This window comes from Massilia sp. ZL223, from assembly GCF_018119395.1.
Lineage (GTDB): Bacteria > Pseudomonadota > Gammaproteobacteria > Burkholderiales > Burkholderiaceae_D > Telluria.
In genome coordinates, this window is the sequence record NZ_JAGPWD010000036.1 from 1 (window position 1) to 12,974 (window position 12,974).

Here is a 12,974-nt window from a genome sequence, read left to right on the forward strand (position 1 = left end):
GGCCCCGCCCCCCCCCGGCGGCGCCCCCCCCCCCCCCGGCCCCGGCCGCCCCCCCCCCCGGGGGGCGGCGCCGCCGGTACTGCATGTCCCTGGAAAAGGCCGGGTGCTGGTATTCGCCTGGGCCACGGAAGACAGCGGTGTGCCGCCGGAATGGCGCGCTGGTCCGGGCCGGCCTGGCGTCAATTTCCTGCCCGGGCTGTCGGCATGCCAGCTCGAGACCGTCGCACACCGGGTGCGCGCGGCAAAGCAGGCTGGCGACCTGGTCGTGGTATCCCTCCATTGGGGTGGCAACTGGGGCTTCGACATACCGGCGCAACAGCAGGCATTCGCGCACGGCCTCATCGAAGCGGCAGCGGTCGACGTGGTGCACGGCCATTCCTCGCATCATGTGAAAGGCATCGAGGTCTACCGCGGCAAACCCATACTTTACGGCTGCGGCGATTTCCTCAACGATTACGAAGGGATCACCGGTTATGAACAATTCCGCAGCGACCTGGCGCTGATGTATTTTCCGACCTTTCACGCCGGCAGGCTCGTCCGCCTTGTCATGACGCCCGCCCAAATCCGCCACCTGCAGGTGAACTCCGCGCCCGCATCGGATGTCTGGTGGCTGATGACGGCGCTGAACCGCGAAGGACGCCAGTTCGGCACGCGCGTGACCGAGCCGGCCGAGCACGATCTGCTCCTACATTGGTGAGCAGGTCCTTGGTGACCTGATGGGCCGCTGGACCAGGAGCAGGATTGCGCGCAGCTGCCTAGCTTTCCGGCTGGCCGCCGGCGAGCGGCCATGTCGATTCAATCAGCTCATACAGCTTACGCGCCGATGGAGAAAGCTCCCGGCCGTGACGGCGAATCAAGCCCACATTGCGGTCGATCGTGGGCTCGACCAGGGCCACCTGCGCCAGGGTCGCATGCTCGCCCTGGGGCATCGACAAGCGCGGTACGACCGCAATGCCGAGTCCCGCCTCCACCAGTCCAAGCAGCGTCGAGACGTGTTTCGCCTCGAAACACCAGCTTGGACGCACGTTCGAGTTGGCAAGCGCGAGGTCGACAAGCAGCCGGTTCCCGCTGCTTTTGTCGACTGTCATGAAGTCGTACTGCGCGAGTTCCGCCCATGTCACTTGCTGCCGTCCAGCCAGCGGATGCGCGCGATGACAGGCCACGACGAATGGTTCCTTAAGGATCACCTGGAAGGCAATCTCCGGTTCCTGCGTACCGACGATATTGATCCCGAAGTCGGCCTCCCCCCGCGCCACGCTTTCCAGTACACCATTGGCGCTGTCGTCCACGATGCGAACCCGAATACGCGGATACTGCTCATGGAAGGTTTGCAGCACCTTTGGCAGGAAGTAATACACGGCCGACGGTATACAGGCGATCACCACTTCGCCCAGTTGCGACGCCGCGATTGCCTGCATGCTCAGCAGCGAATTTTCGAGATCGTCGAGCAGGCTGCGCGCCTTGTGCGAAAAATCCCGTCCGACGGCGGTCAGGTTCACGGTACGGGTCGTGCGTTCGAACAAGCGCACGCCGAGCGCCGCCTCGAGTTTTTCGATCCTGCGGCTGAGTGCCGGCTGCGATAAATGGATGGATTCGGCGGCGGCCCGGAAGCTGTTCAGTTCCGCCACCGCGACGAACGCACGTAAATCGGCCAGGTCGAAATTCATGTTCATGACGCATCAATCCCAAGAAAATTTGCAATATACAAATCAATACCCTAGCGCGAAACTATAGGTATTGCAAGAACGGAATAGCGGGGAGACGACGATGAACCTGAAAGAGTGGATCGGCAGGAGCGAGACCGTGACCGATACCTTGACCGCCACGCCTTACGCGGCGCTGTCCGCGACCCTGGACCGGCCCGCCGAGCGGCCGCTGCCGGGCACTGCCCTGCCGCCCCTATGGCACTGGCTGTATTTCCTTCCCCTGTATCGCCAGTCCGAGGTCGGCGCGGATGGGCACGCCAAGCGCGGGAGCTTCCTGCCGCCGGTGGCGCTGCCGCGCCGCATGTGGGCGGGAAGCCAGTTCAGCTTCCATGCGCCGCTGCACATCGGCGAAGAAGTCGTCCGGACCTCGACCATCGACAACGTGACCGAAAAGGAAGGCCGTACCGGGAAGCTGGTGTTCGTCAAGGTCAAGCACGAAGTGCGCCGCCGGAGCGACACCGACGCGGCACTGACCGAATTCCACGACATCGTCTACCGCGACCTGGCGCAGCCGGATGCGGCAGAGCCGGCGCCCACGGCCGCCCCCGCCGAGGCCCAGTGGGAGCGCCTGGTGGTCCCCGACGACGTCCTCCTGTTCCGCTACTCCGCCCTGACCTTCAACGGCCACCGTATCCACTACGACCGCCGCTACGTGACCGAAGTCGAAGGCTATCCGGGCCTGATCGTGCACGGCCCCCTGGTGGCCACCCTGCTGCTCGACCTGCTGCGCGAGCACCTCCCCGACGCGGTCGTGGCCAGCTTCGCGTTCCGCGCGCTGCGGCCGGTGTTCGACATCCACCACTTCTACGTCTGCGGGCGCCGGCTGGCCGACGGCGGCATCCACCTGTGGGCCCGCGATCACCAGGGCTGGCTGACGATGGATGCCCGCGCCACCTTGCGGTCCCCGGCCGGGAGCGCGCGATGAGACCGCTCGAGGGCATCACCGTCGTCACGCTCGAACATGCGATCGCCGCCCCGTTCGCGACGCGCCAGCTGGCCGATCTCGGCGCACGCGTGATCAAGATCGAACGTCCCGGCGTGGGCGACTTCGCCCGCGGCTACGACGAACGGGTGCGCGGCATGGCCTCGCACTTCGTCTGGACCAACCGCTCCAAGGAAAGCCTGACCCTCGATGTCAAGCATCCGGAGGCGCAGCTCATCCTGCAAAGGCTGATCATGGAACAGGCCGACATCGTGGTGCAGAACCTGGCGCCGGGCGCCGCAGCCCGCCTGGGCCTGTCGTATGCCGCGCTGTCCGAGGCCAAGCCCGGACTGATCGTATGCGACATCTCCGGTTACGGCAGCGACGGTCCCTACCGCGACAAGAAGGCCTACGACCTGCTGATCCAGAGCGAGGCCGGATTCGTCTCGGTGACCGGCAGTCCCGACGAACCGGCCAAGGCGGGACCGTCCATCGCGGACATCTCGGCCGGGATGTATGCGTACACGAATATCCTGGCCGCCCTGCTGCAGCGCGGGAGAACCGGGCGCGGCCAGCACATCGACATCTCGATGCTCGAGTCGCTCGTCGAATGGACCAGCTATCCGCTCTACTACGCCTTCGACGGCGCCGCGCCGCCGCCGCGCACCGGCGCCAGCCACGCGACGATCTATCCGTACGGCCCCTTCCCGGCAGGCGACGGCAAGACGGTCATGCTGGGCCTGCAGAACGAGCGCGAATGGGCGCTCTTCTGCAGCAAGGTCTTGCTGAAGCCGGAACTGGCCGCCGATCCACGCTTTGCCAGCAATTCGAAACGCAGCGCCGCCCGCGCGGAGTTGCGTGCGCTGATCGTCGCCGCCTTCGCGCCGCTGACGGCGGCCGAGGTGGTCGCCCGCCTGGACGAGGCGCAGATCGCCAACGCCAACGTCAACACGATGAGCGAGGTGTGGACCCATCCGCAGCTGGCCGCGCGCGGCCGCTGGGCCGAAGTCGCGTCGCCGGTCGGCAACATTCCGGCCCTGCTGCCTCCCGGTTCCTGGGAACAGCAGAAGCCGCGCATGGATGCCGTGCCGGCGCTGGGGCAGCACACCGATGCGATCCTGGCCGAACTCGGCTACGGCGCGCCGCGGATCGCGCAGCTGCGCACGGAGCAGGCAATATGAACCCGGACGCCCCGCACAGCGCGCGCAGCTATCTCTTCGTTCCGGGCAACCGCCCCGACCGCTTCGCGAAAGCCTTCGATGCCGGCGCCGACGCCGTCATCATCGACCTCGAGGACGCGGTCGCCCCGGACCAGAAGGACGCGGCCCGCGCGGCCCTCGCCGCCTGGTGCGCCGTGGCGCGCGGAAACCGAGCGCAGCTGGTGGTGCGCATCAATGACGATGCCAGCCCATGGTTCGAGGCCGACCTGGCATTGGTGCGCACCCTCGATTCCTGCGCGGTCATGCTGCCCAAGGCCGAATCGCGCCGGCAGCTCGAGCGCCTGTCCGCCGCCCTGGTTCCAGGCACGGGCGTGATCGCGCTGATCGAAACCGCCAGCGGGCTGCACGCGGTGGACACCGTCGCCGCGGCGCCGGCCGTGGAACGGCTGGCCTTCGGCACCCTCGACTATGCCCTCGACCTCGGCCTGACGGACGATCCGCGCGGCCTGCTGTATCCGGCCAGCCGCATCGCCCTGGCTTCGCGGGTCGCCGGGCTGGCGCCGCCGGTGGCCGGCATCACGGCCGCACTCGACGACGACGCCGCGCTGCGCAGCGACTTCGACCTGGCGCGCGCATGCGGCTTCGGCGCCAAGATGTGCATCCATCCGCGCCAGGTCGCCACCGTCCACGCGATGCTGGCGCCCACCGAGGCGCAGCGCGAATGGGCGGCGCGGGTGCTGGCGGCGGCGCAGTCCGCCTCCGGCGCCGTCCAGGTCGACGGAAAAATGGTCGACCAGCCGGTCCTGCTCAGGGCCCGCGCCATTCTGAACCAGCCGCCGGCATCCCCGGCCCATCCCGCTTGCTAGACGAATCCAGGAGACTCCCATGCCCGCTACCATCATCGACTCGGCCATTTTCGGCAACATCTTCAGCACCGCAGCGATGCGCCAGATCTGGTCGGACGAGAACCGCACCCGTAAATACCTGGACATCGAAGCCGCGCTGGCCCGGGTCCAGGGCCGCCTGGGCATCATCCCGGCGGAAGCCGCCGAGGAGATCGTGCGCAACTGCGTACTCGAGAAAATCGATATGGCAAAACTTGCCGAGCAAACCCAGCGCATCGGCTATCCCGTCCTGGGCGTCGTATCGCAAATCAACGCGCTGTGCCGCGACAAGCTGGGTGAATACTGCCACTGGGGCGCCACGACCCAGGACATCACCGACACCGCCACCGTGCTGCAGATCCGCGAGGCGCTCGATCTGGTGGACAGCGAACTGGCCGCCATCTCGGCCGCGATGGCCGACCTGGCCGCGCGCCATCGCGATACCCCGATGATCGGGCGCAGCAACCTTCAGCAGGCGGTGCCGATCACCTTCGGCTACAAGATGGCCGGCCTGCTGAGCGCCATCGAGCGCCATCGCGAGCGCCTGGCGCAGCTGCGCCCACGGGTGCTGGTGGGGGAATTCGCCGGCGCTTCCGGCACCCTCGCCTCCCTGGCCGAAGGCGGACTCGACATCCAGGCAGGATTGATGCGGGAGCTCGGCCTGGGCCAGCCCGACATCGCCTGGCACACGATCCGCGACAACATCGCCGAGGTGGGCTGCTTCCTCGGCCTGGTCAGCGCCACCCTGGGCAAGCTGTCGATGGATGTCAAGCTGATGATGCAGACCGAAGTCGGCGAGGTCTACGAACCGTTCGCACACGGCCGCGGCTCGAGCAGCACGATGCCGCAGAAGCGCAATCCGATCTCGTCCTGCTATATCCACGCCTGCATCAGCGTGGTACGCCAGCATGCCGCCGCCCTGCTCGACGCCAATGTGGCGGATCACGAACGTTCGACCGGTCCATGGGAAATCGAATGGATCGTCCTGCCGGAAATCTTCTGTCTCACGGCGGGCGCGCTGGCCCAGTCGCGCTTCGTGCTGGAAGGACTGGAGGTGGATCCGGCCCGGATGCGCGCCAATCTCGACCTCACCAATGGCCTGGTGGTGTCCGAGGCCGTCATGATGGGGCTCGGCCCCTACATCGGCCGCGAATACGCCCACGATCTCGTGTACGACATCTGCCGCATCGCGATCAGGGAGAACCGCCCGCTGCTCGACCTGCTGGCCGAGAACGCGGAAATCTCCCGGCACCTGGACCGGACCGCACTGGCCTCCTTGTGCGATCCGGCCAACTACCTCGGCCTGTCGGGGGAAATGGTGGACCGGGTCCTGCGCAGCCGCGCCGGACGCGCCGACCCGCAATAAGCGGGCTTGCGGCCCTGGGGTGCCAAAGCGCCCGGGGCACGCACCCAGCCATGGTTTTTCGCTGTGCGACGTACGCAAGGACCCGACACGTCCGTACGCCGTGCGGCGCTGCATATCCAAAACACCGAAAGGAGACATCCATGAACATATCCAAACTCGGGCTGGCATTGCTGGCCTTGTTCTCGACAGGCGCGATGGCCCAGACCAATGTCAGCATCTACGGTATCGTCGACGCCGGCCTGGTGCGCGAAAGCGGCGGCGAGGCGGGTCCTGTCACCAACATCAGCAGCGGTGTCGCGTCGGGCTCGCGCCTCGGTTTCAAAGGCAAGGAAGACCTGGGCGGCGGCCTGGCGGCGGTATTCCAGCTCGAAAGCGGCTTCAATATCGATACCGGCGCATCCGGCCAGGGCGGCGCGCTGTTCGGGCGCCAGGCCTTCGTGGGCCTGAGCGGCAAGTTCGGCGCCGTCACGCTCGGGCGCCAGTACACGCCGTACTACAAGACCCTGCGCGATATCGGCGACCCGTTCGGCGCGGTCAGCCTGGCCGGGCGTTCGGGGAACCTGTTCGTCACCAATACCCGCGCCAACAACATGGTCGAGTACGTGAGCCCGGCATTTGCCGGGGTCCGGGTCGATCTTGCCTACGCGGCCGGCGAAGTGGCCGGCGACAGCAGCAGGAGCCGCCAGATGGGGGGCTCGGTCGGCTACGCCGGCGGTCCCTTGACCATCCAGCTGGCCCACCACCGCGTCAACAACGCCACCGCGACCGATACCACGCGAAATACGCTGCTATCCGGGAATTACAAGTTCAAGCCGGTGACCGTCTACGCCTCGTATGCGGTCAACAAGGGGCCGGGCCCGGCGGACAGCAAGGACATGCTGGCAGGCGTGGCGGTGCCCTTCGGCGCCAACAAGCTGCTGTTCTCCCACGTCCGCCACGACGACAAGACGGCCGCCGGCAGGGATGCGTCCCAGTGGGGTATCGCCTACCACGTGTACCTGTCGAAGCGGACCGACCTCTATGCCGCATACGCGGTGATCAACAACCGCAACGGCGCCGCGTTCAAGGTCGGCAACGCCACCGACAGCGGCAGCGGCGACAAGGCCTTCAATCTCGGCGTGCGCCACAACTTCTGACGGCAGTCATCATCATGAGCAAAACTCTTCCCTGCGTACTGATGCGCGCCGGCACCTCGCGCGGCCCTTTCTTCCTGCGCGAGTGGCTGCCCGACGACGACGAGACACGCGACCAGGTCCTGATCGGCGCCATCGGCGCGTCCGACCCGCTGCAGCTCGACGGCGTGGGCGGCGGCAGCACCCTCAACAGCAAGGTGGCGATCGTGTCGCGCTCGACCCGGCCGGACTGCGATCTCGACTACCTGTTCGCCCAGGTCGGGGTCGGCCAGCGCTCCGTCGACACGCGCCCGAACTGCGGCAATATGCTGTCGGGCGTGCTCCCGTTCGCGCTCGAGCAGGGCCTGATCGAAGCCGCCGACGGCACGACCACCGCGCGCATCTTCAACGTGAATACCGGTTCGCGCATCGAAGTCACCGTGCAGACGCCGGGACGCCGGATCACCTACGACGGCGACGCACGGATCGATGGCGTCGCCGGAACCGCGGCGCCCATCCACCTGAACTTCCTCGATGCCTGGGGCGCCGTCACGGGAAGCGTGTTCCCGACCGGCCGGCGGATCGACACCATCGATGGCGTCGAGGTCACCTGCATTGACGCCGCGATGCCCCTGATGATCGTCCGCGCCGGCGACCTCGGCCTGCATGGCAGCGAGAGCCCGGCCGAACTCGATTCGAACCAGGGCCTGCTCGAGCGGCTCGAGGCGCTGCGCAGGGCTGCGGGCGACATGATGGGCCTGGGGGACGTGTCGAACAGCGTCGTACCGAAGCCGGTCCTGGTCAGCGCGGGCGACAGCGCCGAAAGCATCACGTCGCGCTATTTCACGCCGCGGCGCTGCCACGCCTCGCATGCCGTCACCGGCGCCATCGGGGTGGCGAGCGCATTCGCACTGTCCGGGACCGTGGCCAGCCGCAGCGAGTCCGCCGCGGGCGTCGGCAAGGTCTCTGTGCTCCATCCTGCCGGCCGCATCGATATCGAGGTGGACGTGGAAGGAACCGGGGCGTCGGCGCAGGTCAAACGCGCGTCGCTGCTGCGGACCGCCCGCAAGATCCTGCAGGGCGAACTGCATATCCCGGACTATGTTCTGTCCAAGGCGGTCGAAGCCATGAGCGCGCAGCCTGCCGAAGAACGGGAACATGTAGCGAATCCGTCCGTCGCGGTGTCCGCAGTCCCCCTCTTCCCTTCCAGGCCGGTCAGGATCATCGTGCCTACCGTTGCGGGCGGCGGCAACGATACGATCGCCCGGACCATCGCGCAAAGACTCGGCGAGCTGCTGGGACAGCCTGTCATCGTCGACAACCGGGCCGGCGCCAACGGGACGATCGCCGCCGAGTACGTCGCCGGCAGTGCGCCGGACGGCCACACGCTCATGTTCGGCTATATCGCCACGCATGCCATGAACCCGGCGCTGCAAAGACTGCGCTACGACCCGGTGGCCGATTTCGAGCCGATCAGCCTGGTGGGCTATTCGCCGACCTTGCTGGTGGCCTGCCCGGACCTTGACATCAGCAGTGTCGGCGGCCTGGTGACGCGGCTCAGGAGTGAGCCGGGCAAGTATCGCTATGCCTCGGCCGGCATCGGTACGGCGCCGCACTTCGCCGGCGCCATGTTCGCGCTGAATGCAGGGACGGACATGCAGCACCGGCCTTACGATGGCGCTGCCCACGCGGTCGACGCGACGATGGCGGGACAGGCGCACTTCATGTTCCCCAGCCTGTTTACGGCGGCGCGCCTGATCAAGAACGGCAAGCTGCGTGCGCTGGCCGTTGCCGGACCCAGGCGCACTCCTGTCCTGCCGGAGGTCCCGACATTGGCGGAAACCGGGGTCGACGGCGTCGATGTCACCCAGTGGTATGCGCTGTTCGCTCCCGCAGGAACCCCCTCTCCGGTGGTCGACAGGCTCAACGAGCTGCTGCGGAAGGTCCTGGCCGATCCCGTGGTCATCGGCCGTATCGAACAGGATGGTGCGGAGGTGAAAACCAGCACGCCTGCGGAACTACGCAGCCTGGTGCAATCCGAGCTCGAGAAATGGCGGGCTGTCGTCCGTGCAGCCAAGAACACGCGCGGGCTGGCATCTGGCGACTGATCGGCATGCCTGCATGCGCCGCCGCTAATGCGCATCCCGCATCAATAACAAGAAAATTTGCAATATACAAATCAATCGCGGCGCGCGAGACTGTATTTGTGAAAGCGCCACAGTGTCGTCCTGCGACAGGCAGCACGTCGATAGGACTCGACAGGAAATTGTCCAACGTGTTGAATACAACTAGGAGACTGCAATGAAATTTACGACCTTCCCGCATCTGTTCGCCACCGCCGCAGCCGCACTGCTGTCGCTGCCCTTGGCCGCCATGGCGCAGGATTATCCGACCCGGGCCATCACCCTGGTGGTTCCCTACGCCGCCGGCGGCGGCACCGACAACGTCGCCCGCGCCCTGGCCAAAGGGATGTCCGAGAAGCTGGGCCAGCCTGTGGTGGTCGATAACCGCGGCGGCGGCGGTGGCGCGATCGGCTCCAAGATGGTGGCCAAGTCGGATCCGGACGGCTACACCCTGCTCTTCGTCAGCTCGTCGTTCGTCACCCATGCGGCGACCGAGAGCACGCCCTCCTACGATGTCGTCAAGGACTACGCGCCCGTGGCCATGATCGGACGCGCGCCGCTGATCCTGGTATCGAACAAGAATGTGGGTGCAAAAACGGTCCCGCAGCTGATCTCGGCATCCAAAAAAAAACCGGAAGGAATCAACTTCGCGTCCTCCGGTCCCGGCACCGTGCTGCATCTTGCGGGAGAACTGTTCAAGCAGCGGACCGGGGCCAACATGACCCACGTTGCCTACAAGGGAAGCGGGCCGGCGACGGCGGACCTGCTGGCGGGCCGCACCCAGATCTTCTTCACCACGATCCCCGCCATCGCCCAGCACGTCAAGACAGGCGCCCTGGACTTGCTCGCGGTGACGGGCGGCGAGCGCTCGCCGCTGTTCCCGAACACGCCGACGATTGCGGAAACCGGGGTCCCCAACTACAACATCACCACCTGGTGGGGCGTCCTGGCGCCGGCGAACACGCCCGCACCGGTCGTGGCCAAGCTGAACAAGGCGATCAACGAGCTGAGCGCCTCGGAGTCGATGAAAACCCGCCTGGCCAGCGAAGGCGCCTCATCCTTCAGCGGAACACCGGCCCAGTTCGGCTCGATGCTGGGCAGCGAACTCGCGTTGTGGCGCGAGGTGACCAAAACCTCGAACCTGAAAGCCGCGCGCTAGGGTCCAGCAGCAGAGGCGACGCGGTGCAGGCGCCCGGCCAGGCGTCTGCGACGGAACCGCGGCTGCCGCCTGCATCCTCCCTTTCCTTGCCAGCAAACGTCCCACCGGCCGCCATCGGCGGCGGGTGAGGCCGCGTCTCGCCCACTCTCGTCAACATCAAGCAGGAGACATCGCCATGCGATCCACTATACGCAGTCCGAAGGATTTCTGGTCGGGGATCATGTTCCTCGCCATCAGCCTCGCCACCGTGCTCATTGCTCGTGAATACCCCATGGGCACCGCGGGGCAGATGGGGCCGGGGTTTTTCCCGACCATGCTGGGCTGGGTGCTGGGCGCCATCGGCATGATCACATTGATCGGTTCGCTCACGACAGCTGGCGAACCGCTCGAACGGTTCGCCTGGAAGGACATGGTCTTGATCCTCGGCGCGGTCCTGCTGTTTGGGTTCCTGGTGCGCGGCGCCGGACTGGTGGTCGCCATTCCCGTGCTGATCCTCGTCAGTGCCTGCGGCAGCGTCAAGTTCCGCTGGCTGCCGTCCCTTGGACTGGCGATAGGCGCGACCGTCTTCTGCGTCCTGCTGTTCGTGAAGGCGCTCGGCTTGCCATTGCCCGTCGTGGGCCCCTGGCTCGGCGCCTGACGGGAGGCCATGATGGAGATGCTTGCCAATCTGGGCCTGGGTTTCGATACCGCCTTCACGCTCGCCAACCTGTTCTACTGCTTGCTCGGCGTGTTCGTCGGGACTGCCGTCGGCGTGTTGCCGGGCCTCGGCCCGACCGCCACGATCGCCATGCTCCTGCCGATCACCTTCGGCCTGCCGCCCGTATCGGCGCTGATCATGCTGTCCGGTATCTACTACGGTGCGCAGTACGGCGGATCGACTACCGCCATCCTGGTCAATCTTCCCGGCGAGGCCTCGTCGGTGGTGACTGCGCTGGACGGTTACAAAATGGCGCGCAAGGGCCAGGCGGGGCGCGCGCTGGCCACGGCGGCGATCGCCTCCTTTTTTGCCGGCACCGTCGCCACCTTCCTGCTGGCGTGGTTCGCGCCGCCGCTGGCCCAGCTCGCGCTCGCGTTCGGCCCTGCCGAGTATTTTTCCCTGATGACGCTCGGCCTGGTAGCGTCCGTCGTGCTCGCACACGGCTCGCTGATCAAGGCCTTGGGCATGGTCGTGGTCGGCCTGATCTTCGGACTGATCGGTACCGATGTCAACTCCGGCGCCACGCGCTATACCTTCGACCTGCCACCGCTGGCGGACGGCATCAATTTCGTCATCGTGGCGATGGGGATGTTCGGGCTGGGCGAGATCGTGCGCAACCTGGAGCACGAGGCAACCCGCACGATGACGATCAAGAAGGTGGAAGGCCTGTTCCCGACCAGGGCCGATTTGCGGCGCATCGTCGCCCCGGTCCTGCGCGGCACCGGCCTCGGCGCCCTGCTCGGCATCCTTCCCGGCGGCGGCGCGATGCTCTCGTCGTTCGCCTCCTATTCGATCGAAAAGAAACTCTCCCCGAACAGAAAGGAATTCGGGCATGGCGCGATCGAAGGCGTTGCAGCGCCCGAAGCGGCCAACAATGCCGGCGCCCAGACCTCGTTCATCCCGATGCTGACCCTGGGAATTCCGTCGAACCCCGTGATGGCGCTGATGATCGGCGCAATGATCATCCAGGGTATCCAGCCCGGCCCCGGCGTGATCACCGAGCAGCCGGCCCTGTTCTGGGGGATGATCGCCTCGATGTGGATCGGGAACTTCTTCCTGATCGTGCTGAACCTGCCGATGATCGGCCTCTGGGTACGCATGATCATGGTGCCTTACCACATGCTGTATCCGGCCATCCTGCTGTTCTGCGCAATCGGCGTATTCAGCCTGAACAATAGCGATTTCGATATTTACCTGATGGCTTTGTTCGGACTGTTCGGCTATCTCTGCGCGAAGCTGGAATGCGAGCCGGCGCCGCTGATGCTTGGCTTCATTATCGGACCGATGATGGAAGAATACCTGCGCCGCGCCCTCCTGCTCTCGCGCAGCGATCCGATGGTGTTCCTGAGCAGCCCGATCAGCGCCACGATGCTCGCCGCGTCCTTGGTAGCACTCGTGATGGTGATGCTGCCCGCCATGCGTAAGAAGCGCGAAGAGGCTTTTGTCGAATAAACCAGACCAGGGCGACACCGGTGGAGTACGCAGGCGCTCTACCGGGCTGATGTGCCGCAGAAAAGAGAAAAGCGACCGCAAGGTCGCTTTTCTCTTTATAACTTGGCGGAGGCGGTGGGATTCGCCTCCATCCTCCAGGCCGCCTGCGCGCGAATACGCGCGCAGCTTCGACTCCCACCCGTAGAGCGCGCAGGCGCTCTACTCGCCTGTTCGGCCGCGGAAAAGAAAAAAGCGACCTTGCGGTCGCTTCTTTCTTTGTAACTTGGCGGAGGCGGTGGAATTCCTATTGCGGCCCAACGCCTGCATAGGCACTAGCGTTCGCCCAATACCACTTTAGCGCTTACCCGTTCTGATTCCCTTACATGTGTCGGTCGAAGCAGGGCAATGATGGAC

General features: G+C 66.0%; 11 protein-coding genes. 10 read left to right on the forward strand and 1 reads right to left on the reverse strand.

Annotation, left to right across the window (positions count from 1 at the left end):
• A partial coding sequence (locus KBW95_RS19315; RefSeq protein WP_211529094.1) for a CapA family protein occupies positions 1–697 on the forward strand: 697 nt, incomplete at its 5' end.
• Positions 698–755: 58 nt separating this feature from the next.
• Here the strand turns inward: KBW95_RS19315 and KBW95_RS19320 are convergent.
• The gene (locus tag KBW95_RS19320; RefSeq protein ID WP_211529095.1) at positions 756–1,673 is read right to left on the reverse strand and encodes a LysR family transcriptional regulator; all 918 of its coding nucleotides are present in this window, start codon (positions 1,671–1,673) and stop codon (positions 756–758) included.
• A gap of 94 nt (positions 1,674–1,767) precedes the next feature.
• Here KBW95_RS19320 and KBW95_RS19325 point away from each other — a divergent pair, with 94 nt between their 5' ends.
• The 9 genes from KBW95_RS19325 to KBW95_RS19365 all read left to right on the forward strand — a co-directional run bounded on the left by KBW95_RS19325 (position 1,768) and on the right by KBW95_RS19365 (position 12,581).
• Positions 1,768–2,631 carry a MaoC family dehydratase N-terminal domain-containing protein gene (locus KBW95_RS19325; protein ID WP_211529096.1) on the forward strand — a complete coding sequence of 288 codons (864 nt, stop codon included), beginning with the start codon at positions 1,768–1,770 and terminating at the stop codon, positions 2,629–2,631.
• A complete protein-coding gene (locus KBW95_RS19330) occupies positions 2,628–3,809 on the forward strand; it encodes a CaiB/BaiF CoA-transferase family protein (protein ID WP_211529097.1) in 1,182 nt (393 codons plus the stop codon). The genes KBW95_RS19325 and KBW95_RS19330 overlap by 4 nt, the downstream gene beginning before the upstream one ends.
• Positions 3,806–4,654, forward strand: coding sequence for a CoA ester lyase (locus KBW95_RS19335; RefSeq protein ID WP_211529098.1), 849 nt, complete (start codon positions 3,806–3,808; stop codon positions 4,652–4,654). The genes KBW95_RS19330 and KBW95_RS19335 overlap by 4 nt, the downstream gene beginning before the upstream one ends.
• A 19-nt stretch (positions 4,655–4,673) precedes the next feature.
• Complete coding sequence (pcaB, locus tag KBW95_RS19340) at positions 4,674–6,038, forward strand: 3-carboxy-cis,cis-muconate cycloisomerase (RefSeq protein ID WP_211529099.1); 1,365 nt, start codon at positions 4,674–4,676, stop codon at positions 6,036–6,038.
• Between the two features lie 140 nt (positions 6,039–6,178).
• Complete coding sequence (locus tag KBW95_RS19345; protein ID WP_211523968.1) at positions 6,179–7,174, forward strand: porin; 996 nt, start codon at positions 6,179–6,181, stop codon at positions 7,172–7,174.
• A 14-nt stretch (positions 7,175–7,188) separates the two neighbouring features.
• The gene (locus KBW95_RS19350; RefSeq protein WP_211529100.1) at positions 7,189–9,258 is read left to right on the forward strand and encodes a 4-oxalomesaconate tautomerase; all 2,070 of its coding nucleotides are present in this window, start codon (positions 7,189–7,191) and stop codon (positions 9,256–9,258) included.
• Between the two features lie 193 nt (positions 9,259–9,451).
• Entirely contained in the window at positions 9,452–10,432 is a 981-nt protein-coding gene (locus KBW95_RS19355) for a tripartite tricarboxylate transporter substrate binding protein (protein WP_211529101.1), read from the forward strand.
• Between the two features lie 175 nt (positions 10,433–10,607).
• A complete protein-coding gene (locus KBW95_RS19360; protein ID WP_211529102.1) occupies positions 10,608–11,069 on the forward strand; it encodes a tripartite tricarboxylate transporter TctB family protein in 462 nt (153 codons plus the stop codon).
• A 12-nt stretch (positions 11,070–11,081) separates the two neighbouring features.
• Entirely contained in the window at positions 11,082–12,581 is a 1,500-nt protein-coding gene (locus tag KBW95_RS19365; RefSeq protein WP_211524051.1) for a tripartite tricarboxylate transporter permease, read from the forward strand.
• The last annotated feature ends 393 nt before the right edge of the window (positions 12,582–12,974 follow it).